The organism is Kitasatospora sp. McL0602 (assembly GCF_052076145.1).
Lineage (GTDB): Bacteria > Actinomycetota > Actinomycetes > Streptomycetales > Streptomycetaceae > Kitasatospora.
The window spans coordinates 3188852-3210447 of record NZ_CP197246.1; the positions used below are offsets into that span (position 1 = coordinate 3188852).

General features: G+C 73.6%; 22 protein-coding genes, 1 tRNA gene and 1 riboswitch. Of the genes, 18 read left to right on the top strand and 5 right to left on the bottom strand.

Annotation, left to right across the window (positions count from 1 at the left end):
• The first annotated feature begins 1 nt into the window (after position 1).
• The 3 genes from ACR68M_RS14375 to ACR68M_RS14385 are packed head-to-tail and all read left to right on the top strand — an operon-like array spanning position 2 to position 3263.
• Positions 2–712, top strand: a complete 711-nt coding sequence (locus ACR68M_RS14375; protein ID WP_441250874.1) for a 4'-phosphopantetheinyl transferase family protein — start codon at positions 2–4, stop codon at positions 710–712.
• Positions 709–2223 carry a long-chain-fatty-acid--CoA ligase gene (locus ACR68M_RS14380; RefSeq protein WP_441250875.1) on the top strand — a complete coding sequence of 505 codons (1515 nt, stop codon included), beginning with the start codon at positions 709–711 and terminating at the stop codon, positions 2221–2223. The genes ACR68M_RS14375 and ACR68M_RS14380 overlap by 4 nt, the downstream gene beginning before the upstream one ends.
• Before the next feature lie 47 nt (positions 2224–2270).
• Positions 2271–3263 carry a hypothetical protein gene (locus tag ACR68M_RS14385; RefSeq protein ID WP_441250876.1) on the top strand — a complete coding sequence of 331 codons (993 nt, stop codon included), beginning with the start codon at positions 2271–2273 and terminating at the stop codon, positions 3261–3263.
• Here the strand turns inward: ACR68M_RS14385 and ACR68M_RS14390 are convergent.
• The gene (locus ACR68M_RS14390) at positions 3250–3975 is read right to left on the bottom strand and encodes a class I SAM-dependent methyltransferase (RefSeq protein WP_441250877.1); all 726 of its coding nucleotides are present in this window, start codon (positions 3973–3975) and stop codon (positions 3250–3252) included. The two genes, ACR68M_RS14385 and ACR68M_RS14390, sit on opposite strands and share 14 nt — an antisense overlap.
• Positions 3976–4127: 152 nt before the next feature.
• Between ACR68M_RS14390 and ACR68M_RS14395 the strand changes: the two genes are divergently transcribed.
• A tRNA-Met gene (locus ACR68M_RS14395) sits at positions 4128–4201 on the top strand.
• Between the two features lie 70 nt (positions 4202–4271).
• Here the strand turns inward: ACR68M_RS14395 and ACR68M_RS14400 are convergent.
• Both ACR68M_RS14400 and ACR68M_RS14405 read right to left on the bottom strand, forming a co-directional pair.
• Positions 4272–4982 (bottom strand): sensor domain-containing protein, encoded by a 711-nt coding sequence (locus tag ACR68M_RS14400; protein ID WP_441250878.1) that lies wholly within the window; start codon positions 4980–4982, stop codon positions 4272–4274.
• 100 nt (positions 4983–5082) lie between these two features.
• Positions 5083–5694, bottom strand: coding sequence for a GNAT family N-acetyltransferase (locus tag ACR68M_RS14405; protein ID WP_441250879.1), 612 nt, complete (start codon positions 5692–5694; stop codon positions 5083–5085).
• Between the two features lie 51 nt (positions 5695–5745).
• On the opposite strand from ACR68M_RS14405, the gene ACR68M_RS14410 reads away from it, so the two are divergent.
• Positions 5746–6621, top strand: a complete 876-nt coding sequence (locus tag ACR68M_RS14410) for a hypothetical protein (protein ID WP_441250880.1) — start codon at positions 5746–5748, stop codon at positions 6619–6621.
• A gap of 218 nt (positions 6622–6839) precedes the next feature.
• A complete protein-coding gene (locus ACR68M_RS14415) occupies positions 6840–8780 on the top strand; it encodes a hypothetical protein (RefSeq protein ID WP_441250881.1) in 1941 nt (646 codons plus the stop codon).
• A 42-nt stretch (positions 8781–8822) separates the two neighbouring features.
• On the opposite strand, the gene ACR68M_RS14420 is transcribed toward ACR68M_RS14415, so the two are convergent.
• Complete coding sequence (locus ACR68M_RS14420) at positions 8823–9626, bottom strand: M23 family metallopeptidase (protein WP_441250882.1); 804 nt, start codon at positions 9624–9626, stop codon at positions 8823–8825.
• Positions 9627–9639: 13 nt separating this feature from the next.
• A riboswitch (cyclic di-AMP (ydaO/yuaA leader) is annotated at positions 9640–9798 on the bottom strand.
• A 216-nt stretch (positions 9799–10014) separates the two neighbouring features.
• Between ACR68M_RS14420 and ACR68M_RS14425 the strand changes: the two genes are divergently transcribed.
• On the top strand, positions 10015–10305 hold the full coding sequence (locus tag ACR68M_RS14425) for a YiaA/YiaB family inner membrane protein (RefSeq protein ID WP_441250883.1): 291 nt from the start codon (positions 10015–10017) through the stop codon (positions 10303–10305).
• Here ACR68M_RS14425 and ACR68M_RS14430 read toward each other — a convergent pair.
• Complete coding sequence (locus tag ACR68M_RS14430; RefSeq protein WP_441250884.1) at positions 10302–10523, bottom strand: tautomerase family protein; 222 nt, start codon at positions 10521–10523, stop codon at positions 10302–10304. The genes ACR68M_RS14425 and ACR68M_RS14430 overlap by 4 nt on opposite strands.
• A gap of 158 nt (positions 10524–10681) precedes the next feature.
• Here ACR68M_RS14430 and ACR68M_RS14435 point away from each other — a divergent pair, with 158 nt between their 5' ends.
• From ACR68M_RS14435 to ACR68M_RS14485, 11 genes are all read left to right on the top strand, one after another.
• Entirely contained in the window at positions 10682–11521 is an 840-nt protein-coding gene (locus ACR68M_RS14435) for an alpha/beta fold hydrolase (RefSeq protein WP_441250885.1), read from the top strand.
• Entirely contained in the window at positions 11521–12093 is a 573-nt protein-coding gene (locus ACR68M_RS14440) for a TetR/AcrR family transcriptional regulator (protein WP_441250886.1), read from the top strand. The genes ACR68M_RS14435 and ACR68M_RS14440 overlap by 1 nt, the downstream gene beginning before the upstream one ends.
• Positions 12094–12215: 122 nt before the next feature.
• Positions 12216–12419, top strand: coding sequence for a hypothetical protein (locus ACR68M_RS14445; protein WP_441250887.1), 204 nt, complete (start codon positions 12216–12218; stop codon positions 12417–12419).
• Between the two features lie 168 nt (positions 12420–12587).
• Positions 12588–13652, top strand: coding sequence for a PP2C family protein-serine/threonine phosphatase (locus ACR68M_RS14450; protein WP_441250888.1), 1065 nt, complete (start codon positions 12588–12590; stop codon positions 13650–13652).
• Between the two features lie 208 nt (positions 13653–13860).
• Entirely contained in the window at positions 13861–16041 is a 2181-nt protein-coding gene (locus tag ACR68M_RS14455; RefSeq protein ID WP_441250889.1) for a SpoIIE family protein phosphatase, read from the top strand.
• 117 nt (positions 16042–16158) lie between these two features.
• Positions 16159–17652, top strand: coding sequence for an ATP-binding protein (locus tag ACR68M_RS14460; RefSeq protein WP_441250890.1), 1494 nt, complete (start codon positions 16159–16161; stop codon positions 17650–17652).
• Positions 17636–18049, top strand: a complete 414-nt coding sequence (locus ACR68M_RS14465; protein ID WP_441250891.1) for a roadblock/LC7 domain-containing protein — start codon at positions 17636–17638, stop codon at positions 18047–18049. The genes ACR68M_RS14460 and ACR68M_RS14465 overlap by 17 nt, the downstream gene beginning before the upstream one ends.
• Entirely contained in the window at positions 18046–18411 is a 366-nt protein-coding gene (locus ACR68M_RS14470; protein WP_441250892.1) for a DUF742 domain-containing protein, read from the top strand. The genes ACR68M_RS14465 and ACR68M_RS14470 overlap by 4 nt, the downstream gene beginning before the upstream one ends.
• The gene (locus ACR68M_RS14475) at positions 18389–19024 is read left to right on the top strand and encodes a GTP-binding protein (RefSeq protein WP_441250893.1); all 636 of its coding nucleotides are present in this window, start codon (positions 18389–18391) and stop codon (positions 19022–19024) included. Before ACR68M_RS14470 ends, ACR68M_RS14475 begins: the two co-directional genes overlap by 23 nt.
• Positions 19021–20475 carry a cytochrome P450 gene (locus tag ACR68M_RS14480; RefSeq protein ID WP_441250894.1) on the top strand — a complete coding sequence of 485 codons (1455 nt, stop codon included), beginning with the start codon at positions 19021–19023 and terminating at the stop codon, positions 20473–20475. Before ACR68M_RS14475 ends, ACR68M_RS14480 begins: the two co-directional genes overlap by 4 nt.
• Complete coding sequence (locus tag ACR68M_RS14485) at positions 20439–21545, top strand: cytochrome P450 family protein (RefSeq protein WP_441250895.1); 1107 nt, start codon at positions 20439–20441, stop codon at positions 21543–21545. Before ACR68M_RS14480 ends, ACR68M_RS14485 begins: the two co-directional genes overlap by 37 nt.
• The last annotated feature ends 51 nt before the right edge of the window (positions 21546–21596 follow it).

Sequence of the window (21596 nt, forward strand, 5' to 3'; positions counted from 1 at the left end):
CTTGCTCGCTGAACTGCTGCCACGCTGGGCCCGAGTGGTGGAGACCACGACGGACGGACCGGCCGGGCTCTTCGCCTTCGCCTTCGCCGAGGAGGAGGCGCTGGTGGCGCGCGCAACTGCCGGGCGGCGGCGGGAGTTCGGGACGGGACGGCGCTGCGCCCGGGAGGCACTGGCCGCCCTCGGGGTGCCTCCGGCGCCACTGCTGCGCGGGCGGCGGGGGATGCCCGCCTGGCCGGCGGGGGTGGTCGGCAGCATCACGCACTGCGCCGGGTACCGGGCCGCCGCCGTGGCCGACGGACGGGACGCCCTCGGGCTCGGCATCGACGCCGAACCGGACGCAGCACTGCCCGAAGGGGTGTTGGCGGCGGTCGCGTTCGGGCCGGAGCCGGCCCAGCTGGCCGCGTACCGTCGGCTGCGCCCCGAACTGGCTTGGGACAGACTGCTCTTCAGCGCCAAGGAGGCCGTCTACAAGGCCTGGTCGGGTGCGGGCGGCGGCTGGCTGGGCTTCGAGGAGGCCGTGGTCGGCATCGACCCGCCGGGGCGCTCGCAGACCGGCACCTTCCACGCCGTGCTCCCCGCCGGTGGCGCCATCGGCCCACTGCTGCAAGGACGGTGGGCCGCCGCCGGTGGCCTGCTCGTGACCGCTGTCGCCGTCGAACGAGCCGCTGTTGACCGAGTCGCCGTCGAACGACCTGAGGAGTCCCGTCGATGACCGAGACCGTGAACGCCCTGCTGCCCGCCACCGCCGCGCTGCGGCCGGACCACCCGGTGCTGCGGCTCGACCAGGAGGTACTGACCTTCGCCGAGCTGGACGAGCTGTCCGCCCGAACCGCCGCCTGGCTCGGCTCGTCGGGCGTCGCGGCGGGCGACCGGGTGGCCGTGTTCCTGCCCAACGTGCCGCTCTTCGCGGTGCTCTACTACGGCATCCTGCGGGCGGGCGCCGTCGTCGTGCCGATGAACCCGCTGCTGAAGGCGGCGGAGGTCGAGCACTGCCTCGGCGACGCCGAGGCCGCCCTGATGCTGGCCTGGCACGAGGGCGCCGACCAGGCCGAGGCGGGCGCCCGCGCCGCCGGCACCCCGTACCTGGCCCTCGCGCCGGACGCCTTCGCCGCGCAGCTGCGCGAGCAGCAGCAGCCGCTCGCCGAGGACGTGCCCCGGTCGGGCGACGACACCGCCGTCATCCTCTACACCTCCGGCACCACCGGCAGACCCAAGGGCGCCGAGCTCACCCACCACAACATCCGGCGCAACATCGCCGCCGGGGCCGAGGTGCTGGGCATCGGCCCGGACGACGTGATCTTCGGCGGGCTGCCGCTCTTCCACTCCTTCGGCCAGGTGATGGGCCTGGGCTGCGCCGTGGCGACCGGCGGCTGCCTGACCCTGCTCACCCGCTTCGACGCCGAGCGAGCGATGGCGGTGCTCGCCCGGGACGGCGTCACGGTCTTCCTCGGGGTACCGACGATGTACACGCTGCTGCTGGGCCTGGCCGGACGGGAGGCCTACGACGTCTCGGCGCTGCGGGTCTGCCTCAGCGGCGGGTCGGCGCTGCCGGTCGAGGTGCTGCACGGGTTCGAGGCCGGGTTCGACTGCGCCGTCCTGGAGGGGTACGGGCTCTCCGAGTCCTCGCCGCTGGCCTGCGCCAATCGCAGCGACCGCGAGCGGGTGCCCGGCACCGTGGGCATCCCGATCGGCGGGGTCGAGATGCGGGTCTTCGACCGGCAGGGCCGGGAGCTGCCGGACGGCGAGGTCGGCGAGGTCGTGATCCGTGGGCACAACGTCATGAAGGGCTACTGGCGCCGCCCGGAGGCCAGCGCCGAGACCGTGCGGAACGGCTGGCTGCACACCGGCGACCTCGGCACCCGGGACGGGCGCGGGGACTTCCGGATCGTCGACCGCAGCAAGGACGTCATCATCCGGGGCGGCTTCAACGTCTACCCCCGGGAGATCGAGGAGGTGCTCTACCGGCACCCGGCCGTTGCCGAGGCCGCCGTGGTCGGCGTGCCGCACCCGACTCACGGTCAGGAGGTGGCGGCGGCTGTGGTGCTGCGGCCCGGCACGGAGACGACGCCCGAGGAGGTACGCGAGTTCGTCCGCGCCCAGGTCGCGAGCTTCAAGTACCCGCGCGTGGTGTGGACCACCGACGTACTGCCCAAGGGACCGACGGGGAAGATCCTCAAGCGCGAGATCGCCCCGCCCGCGCAGCTGCTGTCGGACAGGCCCTAGGCCCTAGAGTCGTGCCGTCAGGTCGGTTTGCGGGGAGGCGGGGCGCGGTGGCGATCGAACGTGACGGGGAGCTGGCACCGGCGGTGCAGGCCGGGTTGGCCGCGGTGCTGCTGGCCGGGGTGGCGGGGCTGGTGCTGTTCGCGGCATCGGCCGACGACTGGACGCGGGCGCTCGGCGGCGGGCTGATGGTCGCGGGCGGCTTCACCGTGGCCGGGGGTGGGCTGGGCTTCCTCTTCGGCATCCCGAGGCTGCTCACCAGCGGCGCGGCGGCCGACCCGGACGACCTGCACACCACCTCGACCGCGAACTACGCCCCCAACACCAATCTGGAGCAGGTCTCCGACTGGCTGACGAAGATCCTGCTGGGCGCCGGACTCACCCAGCTCGTCACCCTCCCGCACCGGCTGCGGCAACTCGGCGACGCGGTGGCGCCGTTGGTCGGCGGCGGCAGCGGCGCGGCGGGCTTCGGGGCCGCACTGGCGGTGTACTTCGCCGTCGTCGGGTTCCTCTCCGGCTGGCTGCTCACCCGGCTGCGGATGGCCCGCGCCTTCTCCGTCGCCGACCGCGAGACGCTCGCGGACTCCGTCAACCAGACGGCCACGGCGGCGGGTTCACTGGTGGACATCGGCCCGGAGCAGGTGCGGATGCTCTTCGACTCCGGCGTGCAGGGGCTGCGGGTCCAGGCGCTGGCGCTGCTGAAGGGCCGCCCGGACGCCGGGTCGGTCGATCTGATCGTCACGGCGGTGAAGGACCCGCTGTCCTCCTTCGAACTGCTCCAGGCCCTGCTGGCGGCGCGCAGCGCCGTGCAGGCGACGGACCCGGCCCTGCCGGCCGAGCAGGTGCAGGAGCTGCTGGCGGTGGTCGCCGAGGTGCTGCCCAACTCCCGTAAGCTCCCGCCGCGTTCGCGCCGCAGGGCGGTGGCCCAGGAGATCCTGCGGACGGTGCCGCAGCCCCGTCGGCCGGAGGCACCGGCTGAGGCACCGACGGAGGCATCGACTGAGGCACCGGCGGAGCCACCGGCGGCGGTCAAAGGCCCGTGACCCCGGCCGCCCGGCGGCGGTGGTCGGCGGCGCGGAGCACCAGGACGCGCCGAGTCCGGCCGTCGCCGGGGCGGGGCGAGCGCCGGATCTCGCTGGAGACCTGGCGGCGGCCGAGGGCTGCCCGCAGCTCGTCGAGGTGCGGGCAGGGGTGCCCGGCGCCGTCGTGCAGCGGGTAGATCCGGGCCTCGCCGCCGGGGGCGGTGACCCGGGCGAGTTCGAGCAGGCCGGCCAGCTGGGCGGCGGGCGGGAAGAGCTCGGGGTAGGCGAAGAGCAGGTACGAGCTGAGGGTGAGCGCGAACGAGCCGTCGGCGAACGGCAGCCGGGGCAGGGCGGCGGCGACGTACCGCTCGGGGCGGGCGGCGCTGTCGGCGGCGAAGAGCCGTCGGGCGCGGTCCCAGCTGCGCAGGTAGCGGGCGGGCGGCAGGTGCCGGGGCGCGGGGTAGAGCTGCGGGGTGGCGGCCATCGCCACGGCCATCGCATCCCGGCCGTGCCGGGCGAGCGCGGTGAGGGCGGGCAGCGGCGCCGCGTACGCCGGGTCGGTTGCGACCACCTCGACGCCGAGGGCGCGAGCCTCGGCGGCCAGACCGGAGGCGCCGCCCGGACAGTCCAGGACTGGGCCCGGGACGGCGCACAGTGCGCTGCGGCTCAGGGCGAAGAGCTGGCAGTACTCGTCCAGCGGGCGAGAGGTGACCAACGTGCCGGGCGTGTTCACGGACGCTCCCTGACCGGTGGCGGTGCGGTAGGGACATCGGAACACGGCTGGTCGGAGGCCGCATCCGGGCTCCCGGGAGGCTGCCCCGGGCAGAGTGCCCGGAGAAACGATTTCGCGTACGGGCGGATGTCGCGTACTGTCAGGTTTACCGACGCGGGGTGGAGCAGCTCGGTAGCTCGCTGGGCTCATAACCCAGAGGTCGCAGGTTCAAATCCTGTCCCCGCTACTCAGTAGCACAGAAGGCCCGGCAGACATCGTCTGCCGGGCCTTCTGCTTTCCCCCGGCTCTTCTCCGGGTCAGCGGGCGCCGAGCAGGCCCCGGACGGCCAGCCGGTTGACGTTGGTCAGGCCCCGGACCAGCAGCGGGGTGAGGAAGACCAGCACCAGGCCGACGGCCGACGTCGCGGCTATCTGGAGCGGCGAGGACAGGAAGTACTGGTGGCGGACGCCGTCGACCGTGAAGTCGTAGAGCTGGTACCCGGGCCAGGGGGTGTACCGGGCGAAGACCCACTGGTAGAGCGGGTAGAGCGCGACCACCCAGCCCGTCACGAGGAAGACCACCGCGACGACGAAGGACAGGATCGCCCAGGGGAACATCACCACCTGGTAGAGCACCGCCCGCCACCCCGCGACGTCCGCCAGCCGGGCCGTGACGCCGCCCCAGAAGCCGGGGCGGCTCGGGCGGACGGGCGCCGGGGCGACTGTCTCGCTGTCGAGCAGGGTGCGGGCCCGCTGCCGCTCCAGCGCGCCGAGGCCCCGGGCCCAGCTGAGCAGCAGGGCGAGCAGGGGGAGGCCGAGGGCGGTGACGACCAGGCCGACCCCGACCGAGAAGAGCGTCACGGTGAGGACGAAGCCGAAGACGGCGATCGGCAGCCCGGTGACGGTGAAGCCGATCTCGCGGTACGTGGCTGCGGCGAACGGCGCCCGCCAGAAGGAGGGGGCATCGTGCCGCCGGTACGGCTGCGGCGCGGTGGCGGTGTGGTGCAGCGTGCTGGTGCTGGTGCTCATCGTGGGCCCCTCGGTCTCGTCCGTTCTCACACCTCAAAGGTGCCGTGTCGAGAGCTCCGGCGGTATGCAGCCCACTACCGAGTTCATGGTGGAGTTATCCCTACCCCCGTCCGGTGGACGGCTCCACCCACTCGCCTTCCAGCAGTGAGTACTGGAGCGCGTCGTACCACCGGCCGCGCAGGTGGAGCTCGTCCCGGATGCGGCCCTCCAGCTGGAAGCCGGCCCGGGTGAGGACACGGGAGGAGGCGGTGTTCTCGGGGTCGACGCGGGCCACCAGGCGGTGCAGGCCGAGCGTGCCGAAGGCGAAGTCGCAGAGCAGCGCGGTGAGCTCGCCCGCGTAGCCGTTGCCCCAGGTGTCGCGGCGCAGCGCGTACCCGACGGAGGCGGCGCGGTCGCCCTCGACGCCGAGGGCGGCGGTGCCGATCGGGACGGCGTACTCGGGCTCGCCGTCGGCAAGCAGGGTGACGGCGAGGCGGTGGACGGTGCGCGGCAGGTGTTCGGCCTCCTCGACGTAGAGGGCGATCTGGTCGGCACAGGTCTCGCGGTCGCGGGCTTCGAAGGGGAGGTACCGGGCGGTCTCCGGGTCACCGAAGACGGCGTGCAGGGCGTCGATGTCCTCGGGGGTGTGGTGGAACTCGCGGATCGCCAGGCGGGGCCCGGTCAGCCGGACGGCCCGGTGGCGGTCACGGGCCGGTTCGCGTTCGGGCTTCATGGCTCCCGACGATACAGCGGCCGCACCCCCGCACCGGCTACCGTACCGAGGGTGAACGTCGAAGACCTGCAGCTCACCCCCCAGACCCGCGCCGCCGACCTGCTCTCCTGGGCCGCCGAGGAGGGCCGCGACCGGACGTACGGGCCGCTGCCCGAGGAGGTGCTGCGGACGGTGCTGACCCTGCTGGAGCTGGGTGACGGCCGGATGCACGACGGCTTCCCCGAGCTGAGCTCCCCGGTGGTCGAGCAACTCCTGTACGAGCGGCTGTACATGTACGTGCAGCCGGAGTCCGACCCGGCGGCGTACGGCGCTGCGGTGCGGCTCCTGATCGACCATCAGCGGGCGACGAAGCGGCTGAACGCCAAGCGGTGGGAGCGGCTGCAGGCCGAGGCCGAGTGGCAGGGCGAGCTGCTCTGCGGGCTGCTGCGGCAGCCGCACCTGGTGACCTGGCCCCGGCTGTACGCGCTGGTGCTGCGGGCGGACGGGGTCGAGACGGCCGACCAGGACGCGGTGCGGGCCTGGCTGGACGCCTTCCGGGAGCTGGGCGAGGAGGGGCGGCTGGCGGCCTTCGAGGCGCTGGAGCAAGCGGGCGAGCTGGACCGGGTGGACGGGGACGGCGGCTGGGGGCCGGTACGGCTGCTGTCGATCGGGATGGCCACCGACGGCGCCCGGATGCTGCTGGAGAACCGCCTGATCCAGCGGAGTTACCGCAACCTGGCCGGGCTGAACGCGCTCGGCCTGCCGATGCCGTCCGAGCTGTCCGGCGACTTCGAGGGCTTCGAGGAGGCGGTGATCGCGGAGGCGCTCCGGCTGTTCGGCGAGTGGACCGTCCCCGGGCTGCCCGCGCTGCTGCTCGACTACCCCGAACTGGCACCGGTGCCGGGCCCGGCGGAGGTCGAGGCGTACCTGGCGGCGCAGCAGGCGTAGGCAGCGCCGGCCGGGGGAGACCGCAGAGCCCGGCTTTGCGAAATCTTGACCACCCGCCCCCTGTCGGGCCGACCCCCGGCTGATAGAAGTGATCATCCGGGTTTCCTTACCGGCCGGGGGATTTCAGTGACAGCAGCGGCGCCGCTTCGCGCGCCCGCTGCCGGTTCGCATGCCCCGGCATGCCCGGACTCGTCACTTTCTCTGCACAGGAGTTGTCCATGGTCCGGGCTGCTGCCCCCCTCACCATGCCCCGCCGGCTCGGCCGCCTCTCGCTGGCCGGCGCCGCCGCGCTGACGCTGGCCACCGGCGCGCTGGCCACCGGCGTGACGCCCGCCCTCGCCGCCGCCCCGCACGTTGCCCCGCACGCCGGCGACGCACCCGTGCCGCCGCCCGCGCAGACCGGCAAGTTCGTGCCGACCACGCCGACCCGCATCCTCGACACCCGGCAGGCGATCGGCGTGCCCGGCCGGGTGCCGGTCGCCAACCGGGGCGCCATCAAGGTGAACACCGGCCTCACCGCCGCGAACGTCCGCGCGGTCGTCATGAACGTCACGGTCACCGACACCACCGGTGGCGGCTTCCTGACGGTGTATCCGGACGGCGCCACCCGCCCGACCACCTCGAACCTCAACTTCACCGCCGGGCAGACCGTGCCGAACCTGGTGACCGTGCCGGTGACCAACGGCTACGTCGACTTCTACAACTTCGGCGGCAACACCGACGTGGTCGCCGACCTGGCCGGCTACTACACCGACAGCCCGGCGGTGCCCGGCTCCTCGTACATGCCGCTGACCCCCGGCCGGGTGCTCGACACCCGCAACCCGGGCGGGCGGCCGGTCGGTACGCGCGGGACGCTGAACCTGAAGCTGGCCGGCACCGCGGGCATACCGCCGAGGGGCGCCACCGCCGTCGTGCTCAACGTCACCGCGACCCGCCCGACGGCCGGGGGCTTCCTCACCGTCTACCCGCACGGGACCTCGCTGCCGACCACCTCGAACCTCAACTTCACCGCCGGGCAGACCGTCCCGAACCTGGTGACCGTGCCGCTCGGCGCCGACGGCAGCGTCGACATCTACAACTTCGCCGGGAGCACCGACGTCGTCGCCGACGTCTTCGGCTACTACACCAGCGCCCCGTACGGCGCGGGCTTCACCCCGACCGGCCCGACCCGGATGATCGACACCCGCGAGAAGGGCAACTCGCCGATCGGCCAGGACTCCACGCTGCAGCTGCCGGTCGCCCGGGGTGGTCTCGGCACCACCAAGGTCTCGGCCGTCGTCCTGAACGTCACGGCGGTCAACGCCACGGCGGGCGGCTACCTCACCGTCTTCCCGGGCAACGGCACCAACCGCCCGACCACCTCGAACCTCAACTTCGGCCCCAGGCAGGTCGTGCCGAACCAGGTCGTCGTCCCGGTCGACGACTCGGGCCTGATCAACATCTACAACCGCTTCGGCTCCACCGACGTCGTGGTCGACATCTTCGGCTACTTCACCGACCCGGTCGGCACCCCCGGCGCCCTGCAGAACGGTACGGACAGCAGCCTGCTGTTCCCCTGCGGCCCGACCGCCCCCGGCCGTTGGGAGACCGTCGTGGACGGCCAGGCCGTCTCCGTGGGCGCCCTCGACCCGGGCCCGCTGCCCTACTCCTCCGACCTCCGCGTGCACGCGGTGGTGACGGACCCGTCCGGCCTGACGACCGACTACGCCACCGAGAACGGCCACGGGATGGCCATCCCGCTGCCCAAGCCGGTGCTCAGCGGCGCGTACAGCTTCTACGCGTACGCCACGGACGGCAAGGTGTCGACCCCCGCGAGCAAGCCCTGCTACTTCCAGGCGGACGGCGACTCGCGGGTCGGCGCGGTGAACATCACCTCCGACGCCGTCCCGGGCCAGATCTACCCGGGCACGATGCTGAACTTCACCTTCAGCGCGGTCTCGACCGGCAGCAGCAACGGCCGGCAGATCGCCGACTTCTGCTACGTCGACGGCCAGCCGGGCAGCGGGTGCACCCACATCGCCGCCGACAAGGACGGCAAGGCGCACCTCCAGCTCCCCGTCGGGCGCTGGGGCAGCCACACCCTCTTTGTGCAGGCGTCCACCGTGTCCGGCTGGGTCGGTCAGTACGCCGAGTACGACTTCTACGCCCGCTCCAACTAGCCGGGGTGCGACCGGGAGGGCTCGGCCCTCCCGGTCGTCCGGCTACGGCTGGAGGCCGTGCGCCTGGAGCCAGGGCAGCGGGTCGATCGGGGCGGCGCCGTCCGGGCGGACCTCCAGGTGGAGGTGCGGGCCGGTGACATTTCCGGTCGCGCCGACCTTGCCGAGCACGGTGCCGGCGGTGACGGCGCCGGAGGCGGTGGTGATGGCGGAGAGGTGGCAGTACCAGATCTCGGTGCCGTCGGGCAGGGCCTGGATCACCCGGTAGCCGTACGCGCCGGACCAGCCCGCCGAGCTGACGGTGCCCGCGCCGACGGCGGTCACGGGCGTGCCGGTGGGGGCCGCGAAGTCGAGGCCGGTGTGCAGGTGCGACCAGTACGAGCCGGACTGGCCGTAGTGCGCGGTCAGCGTGTAGTTGGCGGCCGGCAGGGTGAAGGCGGTGAGGGCCGCGCCTGCGGACTCCGCCTCGGCCTCGGCCTGCTGGGCGGCCCGCTTGGCCTCGGCCTCCTGCGCGGCGGCCAGCCGGGCGGTCTCCTCGGCGGAGGTGCGCTGGCCGTCGGCCTGCTGCTGGATGCGTGCGGCGAGGGCCAGCCCCGGGTCGGCGGAGAGCTCGATGGTGCTCTCGGCCGCCGCTGCGCTGGCGGGAGGCGGCACGGGCACGGCTGCGGCGGCCGGCACGGCGGCGGCGAAGCCGGTCGCGCCGAGCGAGGCGGCCATCGCGGTGACGCCGATCAGCGGCCCGCCGGTGCGGGTCTGCCGGGGCATCCGGTGCCGGGCCTGGAGGTCGGCGGGTTCGTCGAGCAGCTTGGTGGCCGCTCCGGGGTTCGCGGGGGAGTGCGTCGACGCCAAGGGAGGCGCGCTCCTTTCCTTCCTTCGCGCCTACCGGGTTAGCTGACGGGTTCGGAGCAGGAAGGTCTCCTACGGCCGGGCGGGCCCGGCTGATTCACCCCAGTGGAACGTGGTTCCCCGGCTCCCGGACCCACCGGCGAAGGCGGGTCCACGGATTAGGCGACGGCGCACGGTGCCGTTTCGGGTACGGCGTTGCCGACCGCGCTGCGTTATCAAACGTTAATCCCACGAGTCCCTGATTCCAAGCCACTCCGACAGGTGGACCAGACCTCCGGAGGTGATTCGGGTGGTTCGCGACCTTTTCACCCACCCGGCCACCGCACTGCGCACACCCCGGCTGAGTAGCCGTACTCATGTGGCGGGCACGGAAGTTGGAGAGCCTTCAGACATGAACGCACCGACGCAACCCCGCACCACGGCCGCGTACTACATCCAGGCCGTGCTCTCCTTCGCCCTCGCCTCGACCGCCCTCGCCGTCGGGATCGCCTACCTTCCCGTCAGCGCGTGGATGCGCGGCTTCCTGGCCGTCGGCCTGCTCTACGAGATCACCTCGGCGTTCACGCTCGCCAAGGTGGTCCGCGACCGCCAGGAAGCCGGCGCGATCACCACCCGGGTCGACCAGGCGCGGCTGGAGAAGCTGCTGGCCGAGCACGACCCGTTCAAGGTCGAGGGACTCTAGGCCCCTTGCTCCCCGGCCTTCGCCGCCAGCTCGGCCTTCGCGGCGAAGGTGACACCCCCGGCGGACCAGTTCTTGGCCGGGATCTCCTCGATCGCGACCCAGATGTTCTCCGGCTTCACCCCGGTGACCCGGGCGTAGGTGGCGGTGAGCTCGCGGCTGATCTCCGCGTTCTGCTCATCGGTGCGGCCGGACAGCTGCTTGACGTTGATGAACGGCATGACTGCTCCTCGGTACGACGGTCGATCCCCTGTGCGACGGGTTCCTTGATCCTTCGCGACCGTACCGCACGGCTTCGCGGCACCCCCTTGACGGCTAAGGCTATTAGCCTTAGCTTTATGGCTATAGGGAACACCGCAACGGCCCCGAGGAGACCGCAATGAACGCCACCGCCACCACCCCCGACCACACCACCACCCGTCACCTCGACCTCCCCGGTGGCCGGATCGCCTTCGACGACACCGTCTCCGGCACCGGCACCCCCATCGTGCTGCTGCCCGGCATGCTCGACTCCCGCGCCGCCTACCGGCACCTGCGCCCGCTGCTGGCCGGGGCGGGGCACCGGGTGATCACCATGGACGTCCGGGGCTTCGGCGAGTCCTCGATCGCCTGGGACGACTACTCCCCCGCCGCGATCGCCGACGACGTGCTCGCTCTGCTCGACCACCTCGGCATCGAGCGGGCCACCCTGGTCGGCAGCTCGTACACCGCCGCCACGGTCGTGAAGGCCGCCGGGCTCGCCCCCGAGCGGGTCGCGGGGATCGCCCTGCTGGACGGCTTCATCGAGAACCTCCCGCAGAACGCCCTCCAGCGCCTCGTGGTCAAGGCGCTCGGCCACACCCTGCTGCGCCTCCCCTCGGTCTGGGGCCTCTACCTCCGCAAGATGGCCTACCCGAGCGCCAAGCCCGCCGACTTCGAGGAGTACGTCGCCGGGCTGGTCGCCGCGCTGCGCACCCCCGGCCGCAAGGCCGCCACCCGGGGTTACGTCTTCGGTGACTCCTCGCCGGTCGGCTGGAGCTCCGCCGTCAGCTGCCCCGCGCTGGTCGTGATGGGCACCAAGGACCCCGACTTCCCGGACCCGGCCGTCGTCGCCGACCGCCAGGCCGCCGCCCTGAACGCCCGCAAGGTGATGATCGAGGGCGCCGGGCACTACCCGATGGCCGAGTTCCCGCAGGCCACCGCCGACGCGCTGCTGCCCTTCCTCGCCGAGGTGGCCTGATGCCCCGGGTCGGCCTCACCCCGGCGGCCGTGGTCGGCTTCGCCCTGGAGATCATCGACGACAAGGGCCCCGAGTCGCTGACCCTGGCGTCCGTGGCCGGCCGGGCGGGCGTCGCGACCCCCTCGCTCTACAAGCACGTGCCCGGCGGCCTGCCCGAACTCCGCCGACTGGTCTCGGTACGCGTCACCCAGGAGCTCGCCGAGGCCCTCGGCGAGGCCGTCCTCGGGCGCAGCCGGGACGACGCGGTCGCGGCCCTGTTCGCCGCCTACCTGGGCTACGCGGAGCGGTACCCCTACCGGTACGCGGCCCTGCCGCAGGCCCCGCAGCCGGACGCCGACCTGCGGGAGGCCGCCGCCCGGCTGGTCGGCGTGATCATCGCCGTGCTCCGGGGCTACGGCCTGGCGGGGACGGAGGCCGTGCACGCGGCCCGGACGGTCCGCTCGATGGCGCACGGGTACGCCGCGCTGGCCACCGGCGGGGCCTTCCAGCTGGCGGCGGACCTGACGGTGACACAGGACCGGCTGGTCCGGGTCCTGACGGACGGTCTGCGCAGCTGGCCCCCGTCCGCGTGACAGCTGGTACCGATTCGGGTGGATTCCGAGACCAATCCGTCGCCGGACACCCGCGAGACTGTCGGCAGCCTGGGTAACCATATGGTTCGGGCACCAGTGGATCTCAGCAAGGATGTGGGCACATGACGCGGACGGCGCACAGCACCGGCCTCATCCCGAGCCAGCGCACGGCCGCCCCGGCCCGCACCGCCGCCGCCCCGGCCCCGGCGGGCGAGGGCCTCGGGGGCGCCGTCCGGCGGGCGTTCGCCGTGGCGCGCAGCGCGTGGGGGCTGCGCCCGGTCGAGGCGAGCAGCACGCCGTCGTACGGCGAGTCCGACGGCCAGTAGGACCGACAGCCCGGAGGCGGCCACCCGCGGCCACCCGCCGTTGAGCCCCGGCGCAGGCTAGATTGGGCGAATTGTCCCGATGTAGCAGCGGAGGTCCGGGTGCCCGCAGTCACGACAGTGGCGCGGCGTGTGGGAGCGCGGGTGCGGCGCGGGCCGTTCGGGCGGTGGATGAGCCGGCTGCTGGACGGTGATCCGCAGGCCGAGCGGGGCGCGTTGGGGCTGCTGACCGCCCTCACCGGGGCGCTGACCTGGATCGCGATCGAGTACCCGGAGATCTGCCCGCCGTCCGCACTGGTCTTCCCGGTGATCTGCGGCGGGTTCGTGCTGCACACCCGGCGGCAGCTGATGCTGCTCGGGCCGGTCGCGGTGGGGCTGGTGCTGGACGTCCTGCTGCGCAGGCCCTACGGGGTGCGGCCGGGCTCGGCGCTGGTGGTCGTCGCGGCGGCCGTGGTGGTGCTGCTGACCTCGCGTTACCGGACCCGGCTGGGGCTGCGCGGCACCCGGGGCGACTCGATGCTGCTGGAGCTCGCGGAGCGCACCCGGGCGCTCGGGCGGCTGCCGGTGCAGCTGCTCGACTGGCAGTTCCACCGGGCACTGGCGCCCGTCAGCGGGGACTTCTTCTCCGGCGACTTCGTGCTCAGCTCCCAGCGGCCGGAGCGCGACCTGCTGGAGGTCGTGCTGGTCGACGTCTCCGGCAAGGGCAGCCGGGCGGCGGCGCGCTCGATGCACCTCTCCGGGGCGCTGGCGATGCTGCTCGGCTCCGTACCGCCGGAGTCCTTCCTGCCGAGGGCCAACGACTACCTCTGCCGGCTCGACTGGGAGGACGAGTTCGCGACCGCCGTGCACCTCGCCCTGCGGCCCTCCAGCGGGGAGTACCGGCTGTTCCACGCCGGGCACCCGCCGACCGCCCACTACCGCCGGGCGGCGGGCGGCAGCTGGCGGCTGCTGGAGGACGGGGGCCCGGCGCTGGGCATCCTGCCGGGGGCGTCCTTCCCGGCGGCGGCCGGGCGGCTCGACCACGGCGACGGACTGCTGCTCTACAGCGACGGCCTGGTGGAGGTACCGGGCGAGGACATCGACGCGGGCATCGCCCGGCTGCTCGTGGCGGCGGGGCCGCTGCTGCGGTACGGCTCGCCGGCGGACCCGGCGGCGGAGCTGCTGCGGACGGTCGCGGCGACCGTGGCCGACGACCGGACGGTGGTCGTGGTGCGGCGACTCGGCGCAGGGGCCTGAGGCAGCGGGGCCCGAGGCAGCGGGGCCCGAGGCAGCGGCGGCAGCGGCGGTCGCGTGCGGCCCGCACGGCGTGGCGGGGTCGTAGAACCGGCCATTCGGGGGCTTGGAAATTAGGATGTTGAGCATTACGTAGTACCGGAGCGCGAGCGGGAAGGGCCGGGTACTCCCCATGGACCTCAGCTCGCCGTGGCTCCCTCCTGAGGACGGGATGCGGACCCAGTCCGCCCGGACGGCGATGCGCTGCGTCCGGCTGCTGCTGCGCTGCGGGAGTGCCGCCGAGCTGCTCGGCACCATCCTGGCCGAGGGCCCCGCCTGGGTGACCGGCGAAGGTTCGGCGCTGTACCTGCTCGACGGCGACGGCATGCTGCGGCTCGCCGCCTCGCACGGCCTGCCCGAGTGGGCGCACGAGCGCTACAGCCTGGTCGACCCCGCCGGCGACCTGCCCGCCGCGCTGGCGCTGCGCCAGCGCGGCCCGGTGCTGCTCAGCCCCGAACAGACCAGCACCGACTACCCCAACACCAGGACCGGCCGGGGCACCGGCCTGGTCGCGCTCGCCACCCTGCCGCTGCTGGTGGACGGCGCGACCGTCGGCGTGCTCGCACTGGCGCTGGCCCACCGGGGCACCGTGCCGCGCCGGGACATCGACGTGCTGGAGACGCTGGCCGAGGCCTGCGCCCACCGCCTCGCCCACCTGATCGACCACGTGCAGTCCAGCGAGCACGCCCCCGAGGGCGTCAGGGCCGGCGGGCGGCCCAGCCCGCAGCCGCTGCTGACGATCGCCGTCCGGGCCTCCGGCGTCGGCGCGTTCGAACGCGACCTGGTCACCGGCGAGACCACCTGGGACACCCGGGCGTACGAGATCTTCGGCCTGGAGCCGCCGCCCGAGACCGCGCCCGCACCGGACTTCGCCGAGCTGGTGCACCCGGAGGACCTGCCCGATCTCCAGGCCGGGATGGTCGAGGCGCTGGCCTCCGGCGGGCCGTACCGGCTGAGCTACCGGGTGGTGCGGGCGGACGGCGCGGTCGTCCCGGTCGAGGAGAACGGCGAGGTGCTGCTGGACCTGCACGGGCGGCCGGTGCGCGTCGCCGGGCTGCTCGGCGACCGGCACCGGGGCGGTCCCCCCGGGCCGCCACCGGCCGCCGGGCCCGCGCCCACCGTCGCCGGGGCCCGTTCGGCGCTGCTGCTGTCGCTGACCAGCACGCTCTCCCGGGCGATCACCGTCCGGGACGTCACCACCGCGCTCACCGACATAGCCCGCCCGGCCCTGGGCGCGGCCAGCGTGGTGCTCGACCTGGTGGAGGAGGGCCGGCTGCTGCCCGTCTCGCACACCGTCTACGGCGGCCCGTACCGGAGCGAGCTGAGCCGGCTGCACGACCTCTCCGCCGGAGTCATGCAGCACGCGCTGACGGTGGCGACCCCGCTGTTCAGCGAGCCCGGCGGGCCCGGCGCGCCGCCGAGCGGCAACCCGCTGGCGCCGACCGCCTGGGCGGTGCTGCCGCTGGTCGCCTCCGGGCGGCAGGTCGGCTCCTGCCTGATCACCTTCGCCACCTCACGGGTCTTCAGCCGCGAGGACCGCACCATGTACTCCGCCTTCGCGGGCGTCCTCGCGCAGTCCCTGGAGCGGGCCCGGCTCTACGACACCCACCACCACCGGGCGACGGAGCTCCAGCGCGCGATGCTGCCGCGCAGCCTGCCCCGGCTGCCCGGCACGGCCACCGCCGCCCGCTACCTGCCCAGCACCGAGGGCATGCAGATCGGCGGCGACTGGTACGACCTGCTGCGGCTGCCCGGCGGGCTGGTCGGGCTGGTGATCGGCGACGTGCAGGGCCACAACGCCGAGGCGACGGCCGTGATGGGCCAGCTGCGCAGCGGCCTGCGGGCGTACGCGACCGACGGGCACGACCCGGCCGCCACCCTGGCCCGGACCAGCCGGCTGCTCGCGGAGCTGGACACCGACCTCTTCGCGACCTGCCTCTACCTCACCCTCGACCCGGCCAGCGGCGAGCTGCGCGGCGCCCGCGCCGGGCACCCGCCACCGGTCCGGCTCTCCGGCGGCCGGGCCGTCGAGCTGGAGCTGCCCGGCGGCCCGCCGCTCGGGGTCGACCCGGGCGGTGCGTACCCGCTGTCGACCGGCAGCCTGGCGCACGGCGAGACCCTGCTGGTGTACACCGACGGCCTGGTCGAGGACCGCGGCGAGGACTACGACGAGTCGGTGCAGCGGATGCTCGGCGGCCTGGAGCTCTGGACCAGGCAAGCCGACCCGGCCGACGCCTCGGCCTCCGGCCTGGAGCGGCTCGCCGATCTGCTCACCCTGAACGTCACCGAGCGGCACTCGCGACCGGACGACGTCGCCCTGCTCCTGCTGCACCGGATCGCGCCGACTGGCTGAAAAGGGCTGGTCAAAGGGCTGATCCGGTGCCCATAAGGGTAAAAATTGTCGGGACCAGGTCACAGAACGTCAGAACTGTTCACCAGTAGATAGCACCATCGCCCTAGAATTCGCGGCGTGACGACGACTCAGTGGTTCAGCTCCGCAGCCGGTGTGCTCGCCGCCCTTTCGGTACTGGCCGCCGCCCGGTACCACGCGGTCACCCGTACCCTGCGCGCCCGGCTGGCCGAGCGGGACCGCGAACTCACCGTCCTGCGCGAGCAGGTGGCGGGCGAGGCCGCCCGGCGGGACGCCGAGAGCGCCGCGGTCATGCAGGAGCAGGAGCTCAACGCCTCGACCCAGCGCGCCTTCCTCAGCGTCGCCCGCCGCATCCTGGTGATGGCCCACGACCAGCAGGCCGGGCTCGACGAGATGGAGCGCACCCACGACGACCCCGCGCTGCTGGAGGGCCTGCTCAAGGCCGACCACGCCGCCGCCCAACAGGCCCGGCTCGCCCAGACGCTGGCCGTGCTCTGCGGCGCCCGCGCCGGACGGCACTGGCCCGAGCCCGTCGCCCTGGAGGACGTGGTGCGCGGCGCGCAGTCCCGCATCCTCCCCTTCCAGCGCGTGGTGGTGCGCAGCCGGATCGAGACCGCCGTGGTCGGCGCCGCCGCCGAGGCGCTCATCCACGCCGTCGCCGAACTGCTCGACAACGCGACCCGCTACTCGCCGCCCAGCACACAGGTGTTCGTGACCCTGATGCCCGTCCACAACGGCGCCGTCATCGAGATCGACGACGGCGGCGTCGGCATGCCCGAGCACGCCGTGGAGAAGGCCGCCGCCGCCCTCGCCGGCGGCTCCACCCTGGAGGTCTCCCGACTCGGCGAGGTACCGCAGTTGGGCCTCGCGGCGGTCGGCCGGCTGGCCGAGCAGTACGGCTTCCGGGCCACCCTCAGCTCGGCGCCCTCGCCGTACGGCGGAGTCCGGGTGGTGGTGCTGCTCCCGCACGCGCTGCTCACCGAACCGCTGCCGACGCCGCTGCCGGGCGGCTTCGAGGAGGACTTCCGGGGCGACTTCCCGGGCAACTTCCCTGGCGACTACCAGCAGACCTTCCCGGACGGCTTCCAGGACAGCTTCCAGGAGCCCTTCGTGCAGGAGGCCGCCCCGCCGCTCCCCACCCGGGAGCGCGCCCCGGAACCAGTTCAGGAGCCCGCCCGGGAGCCCGCTCCGCCGGCCGGCGGCCTGCCGCGCCGCACCAACCGGCGCGGCGCGGCACACGCCCGGCAGCCCGACGACTTCGGCGGTGCCCCCGTACCGCCGCGCTCGGCCCGGGAGGCGCAGACCTTCATGGCGCTCTTCCAGGCCGGCACCGCCAGCGGCCGCTCGGCCGCCCGGCCGCCCGAGCCCTACCAGGCTCAGGAGCCGTACCAGGCTCAGGACCAGTCCTACGAGCCCTACCAGCCGTACGAGTCCCACGGCTCGGTCGACCCGCACCACGCGTACGACGCCCCGGACGAGTACGGCGCCCGGGACCAGTACGACGCTTCCCCCTTCACCCCCTTCACCCCGTTCGCCCCCCGATCACCCCGATCTCCCCAGCGCTCCGGAGAATTCCATGACCCCGAATCCTGACCTCGGCTGGCTGCTCGCCGACATCGTCAACGTCCCCGAGGTCCAGCACGCCGTCGTTGTCTCCAGCGACGGGCTGGAGATCGGCCGCAGCGAGCGGATCGCCCGGGAGGACGCCGAGCGCCTCGCCGCCGCCTGTTCGGGGCTCCAGTCGCTGGCCCGGGGCGTCGCCCAGGGGTTCGGCGGGCAGCAGAGCACCACCCGGCAGATCATCATCGAGTACGGCGGCGGCTACCTCTTCGTGGTCGCGGCCGGCGCCGGTGCGCACCTCGCGGTGGTGACCAGCGATGCCGTCGACGCCGGGCTGGTGGCCTATCAGATGCAGGTGCTGGTCGAGCGGATCGGCACCCACCTGACCAGCCCGCCCCGGGTGGAACACGCGGCCGGGGAGCTCCGTTGAGCGGCCCCGTCCGGCCGTACGTGATCACCGGGGGCCGCAGCCGCCCGAGCCGGAACGTGCTCGCCCTGGAGAGCCTGGTCAGCGCCGCCCCGACGGCCGGGCCGGGCCTCGGCGAGCTGCCCGAGACCGAGGAGGGCACGCTCAACCGCGAGCACCTGCGCATCCTCGCGCTCTGCCGCAAGCTGCTCTCCGTCGCCGAGATCGCCGCCCATCTGCGGCTGCCGCTCGGCGTCGTGAAGGTGCTGATCGGCGACCTCTGGGATCTCGGCGCCGTCCATGTGATACCGCCCGTGCCGCAGGCCGAGCGGCTGCCCGCCACGCTCCTGGAGGAGGTACTCGTTGGCCTCCGCCAACTCCGCTGAGTCGTCCGAGCTGTCCGAGCTGTCCGCTGCCGAACCGGACTACCTGCCGTCGACCGTCCGGGGTGCGGTGAAGATCCTCGTCACCGGCCCGTTCGGCGTCGGGAAGACCACCCTGGTCGGCTCGTTGAGCGAGATCGCGCCGCTGCGCACCGAGGAGACGATGACGGCCGCCGGAGCCGGCGTGGACGACCTCACCGGCCGCCCCGGCAAGGCGTCCACGACCGTCGCGCTCGACTTCGGCCGGATCACCCTCAACCCCCGGCTGGCGCTCTACCTCTTCGGCACCCCCGGCCAGCAGCGCTTCTGGCCGCTCTGGGAGGACCTCTCGCGCGGGGCGCTCGGGGCGATCGCGCTGATCGACACCCGGCGGATCGAGGAGAGCTTCGACGTGCTGGGGCGGCTGGAGGAGCAGCAGATCCCGTTCGCGATCGCCGTCAACGCCTTCCCCGACAGCCCTGACCACCCCGAGGAGGAGCTCCGGGAGGCACTCGACCTGCTCCCCGGCGTGCCGATCCTGCGCTGCGACGCCCGGGACCGCCAGGGCGCGTACGACCTGCTGATCGACTTCGTCGCCCACCTGCACGCGACCGCCGTTCTGGAGCCCCGAGCATGACGACTCCCCGCCCCGAGCAGGCCACCACTGCTCCGCCGCCCGGCTGCCCGGCGCACCAACCCCCGCCGGCCGTCACGCCGTTGTACGGTGCGACGGTCGCCGACGACCCGCACGGGCTGTACGCCAGGATGCGCGAGCAGCACGGCAGTGTCGCGCCGATCGAGCTGGAGCCCGGCGTCGAGGCCTGGCTGGTGCTCGGCTACGCCGAACTGCTCGAACTCACCCGCAACGAGCAGCTGTTCTCGAAGGACTCGCGCCGCTGGCGGGTGCCCCGGGAGGGCCGGCTCAAGGCCGACTCGCGGCTGCTGCCGATGACCTCGTGGCGGCCGACCCTGCTCAACCTGGACGGCGCCGAGCACCGGCGGCTGCGCGGCGCCGTCGCGCAGACGCTCGCCCGGATCGACCACCGGCAGCTGCGGCAGACCACCGAAGCCGCCGCGAACTGCCTGATCGACAGCTGGGGCCCGGACGGCACCGCCGACCTGATCAGCCAGTACGCCCGCCGCCTGCCGCTGCTGGTCTTCACCCGGCTGCTCGGCCTGCCCGCCGAGACCGGGCCGCACCTGATCGAGCTGATCAGTCACTTCGTGGACAGCAGCGAGAAGTCGGTGCGGGCCAATGCCGAGTTCCAGGCGATCCTGATCGACCTGGTGCGGCGCCGCCGGGCCGAACCGGGCGCCGACCTGACCTCCTGGCTGCTGGCGCACCCCGCCGGGCTGACCGACGAGGAGGCCGTCCACCACCTGGTGGTCATCCTGGTCGCGGGCAACGAGACCACCATCAACTGGACGGGCAACACGCTGCGGCTGCTGCTCACCGACCGACGCTTCCGGGCCACCCTGACGGGCGGGCGACTGACCGTCTCGGACGCGCTGGACGAGGTGCTCTGGCGCGACCCGCCTACGCAGAACTTCCCCGGCCGCTGGGCGACCGGCGACACCATGCTCGGCGGCCAGTACATCAGCGCGGGCGACATGCTCGTGCTCGGGCTGGCAGGGGCCAACGCCGACCCAGCCGTGCACGGTGCGGGCGGGGTCGGCGGCAACCGGGCCCACCTGGCCTGGGGCGCCGGTCAGCACGTCTGCCCGGCCCAGCACCCGGCCCGGCTGATCGTCGAGACCGCCGTCGAGACCCTGCTGCACCGCCTCCCCGATCTGCAACTCGCGGTGTCCGGGCACGAGTTGGCCTGGCGACCGTCGCCGTGGTCGCGGGCTCTCGTCTCGCTGCCCGTCCTGTACAGCGCGTTCACCCCGCCGCGCACCCCCGCACCTGAAAGGCCCGCATGGACATCCCCGGCAGTCGCGCCCCCGGCAGAGTCGACTCCAGCTCCGTCGACGCCGTCGCCCTCGACCCCTTCGGACGCGACCAGCACGCCGAGAACGCCCGCCTCCGGGCAGCCGGACCGGCGGCCCTGGTGGAACTCCCTGGCGGGGTGGTGGTCTGGGCGATAACCCACCACGAGACGCTCCAGCAGCTGCTGAACGACCCCCGGGTCGGCAAGAACGCCCAGCTCTGGAACACCTTCCGGGAGGGCCGCCTGCCGGAGGGCTGGCCGCTGCTCAACTTCGTCACCGTGCCGGGCATGACGACCGCCGACGGCGAGGACCACAAGCGGCTGCGCGGGCTCGTCACCCAGGCGTTCACCCCGCGCCGGATAGCCGCCCTGCAGCCCCGGATCGAGCAGCTGACCAGCGATCTCCTCGACGACGTCGCCCAGCTGGAAGGCGACTTCGACCTGCGCGAGCACTTCGCCTACCCGCTGCCGATGCAGGTGATCGGCGAGCTGCTCGGGCTGGCGCTGGCGCAGCAGGACGAGCTGCACGAGCTCTCCGACACCATGGTCAGCAGCTCCGCCACCCCGGCCGCCGCCATCGCCGCACAGCAGGGCCTGTTCGCGCTGCTCGCCTCCGTGGTGGCCGAGAAGCGGGCCCGCCCCGGCGACGACCTGACGACCGATCTGATCGCCGCCCGGGAGGAGACCGACCGGCTCAGCGAGCAGGAGCTGGTCGGCACGCTGCTGCTGATGCTCGTCGCCGGGCACGAGACCACGCTCAACCTGATCACCAACGCCGTCCGCGCGCTGCTGGCGCACCCGGAGCAGCTGCGGCTGGTCCTCGACGGCAAGGTCTCCTGGGCGACCGTGGTCGAGGAGACGCTGCGGTACGACTCGCCCGTCGGGCAGTTCCCGCTGCGGTACGCGATCGAGGACATCGAGGTCGGCAACGTGCTGATCCGGCGCGGCGAGGCCCTGATCGCCTCGTACGCGGCGGCCGGCCGGGACAGCGGCCACCACCCGGAGGCCGACCGCTTCGACCTCACCCGGGCACCGGCGAAGCACCTCTCGCTCGGGCACGGGCCGCACTTCTGCCTGGGCGCGGGGCTGGCCCGGCTGGAGGCGGAGACCGCACTGCGGGAGCTCTTCGGACGCTTCCCCGGGCTGTCGCTCGCGCCCGGGGAGGCTCCGGAGCCGATCGGGTCGTTCATCAGCAACGGCGTACGGGAGCTGCGCGTGCAGCGTTAGCCACAGGGGGGCGCGAGGAACTGCGCGATTGCGGAAGGCATCGGACAGCGC

Bases quoted from the DNA above. Each gene is read 5' to 3' on its own strand.
- ACR68M_RS14400 (WP_441250878.1), bottom strand. From the start codon at position 4,982: ATGAGCACCAGCACCAGCACGCTGCACCACACCGCCACCGCGCCGCAG.
- ACR68M_RS14430 (WP_441250884.1), bottom strand. From the start codon at position 10,523: ATGCCGTTCATCAACGTCAAGCAGCTGTCCGGCCGCACCGATGAGCAG.
- ACR68M_RS14415 (WP_441250881.1), top strand. From the start codon at position 6,840: ATGGTCCGGGCTGCTGCCCCCCTCACCATGCCCCGCCGGCTCGGCCGC.
- ACR68M_RS14405 (WP_441250879.1), bottom strand. From the start codon at position 5,694: ATGAAGCCCGAACGCGAACCGGCCCGTGACCGCCACCGGGCCGTCCGG.
- ACR68M_RS14450 (WP_441250888.1), top strand. From the start codon at position 12,588: ATGAGCCGGCTGCTGGACGGTGATCCGCAGGCCGAGCGGGGCGCGTTG.
- ACR68M_RS14435 (WP_441250885.1), top strand. From the start codon at position 10,682: ATGAACGCCACCGCCACCACCCCCGACCACACCACCACCCGTCACCTC.
- ACR68M_RS14380 (WP_441250875.1), top strand. From the start codon at position 709: ATGACCGAGACCGTGAACGCCCTGCTGCCCGCCACCGCCGCGCTGCGG.
- ACR68M_RS14445 (WP_441250887.1), top strand. From the start codon at position 12,216: ATGACGCGGACGGCGCACAGCACCGGCCTCATCCCGAGCCAGCGCACG.
- ACR68M_RS14425 (WP_441250883.1), top strand. From the start codon at position 10,015: ATGAACGCACCGACGCAACCCCGCACCACGGCCGCGTACTACATCCAG.
- ACR68M_RS14465 (WP_441250891.1), top strand. From the start codon at position 17,636: ATGACCCCGAATCCTGACCTCGGCTGGCTGCTCGCCGACATCGTCAAC.
- ACR68M_RS14480 (WP_441250894.1), top strand. From the start codon at position 19,021: ATGACGACTCCCCGCCCCGAGCAGGCCACCACTGCTCCGCCGCCCGGC.
- ACR68M_RS14455 (WP_441250889.1), top strand. From the start codon at position 13,861: ATGCGGACCCAGTCCGCCCGGACGGCGATGCGCTGCGTCCGGCTGCTG.
- ACR68M_RS14440 (WP_441250886.1), top strand. From the start codon at position 11,521: ATGCCCCGGGTCGGCCTCACCCCGGCGGCCGTGGTCGGCTTCGCCCTG.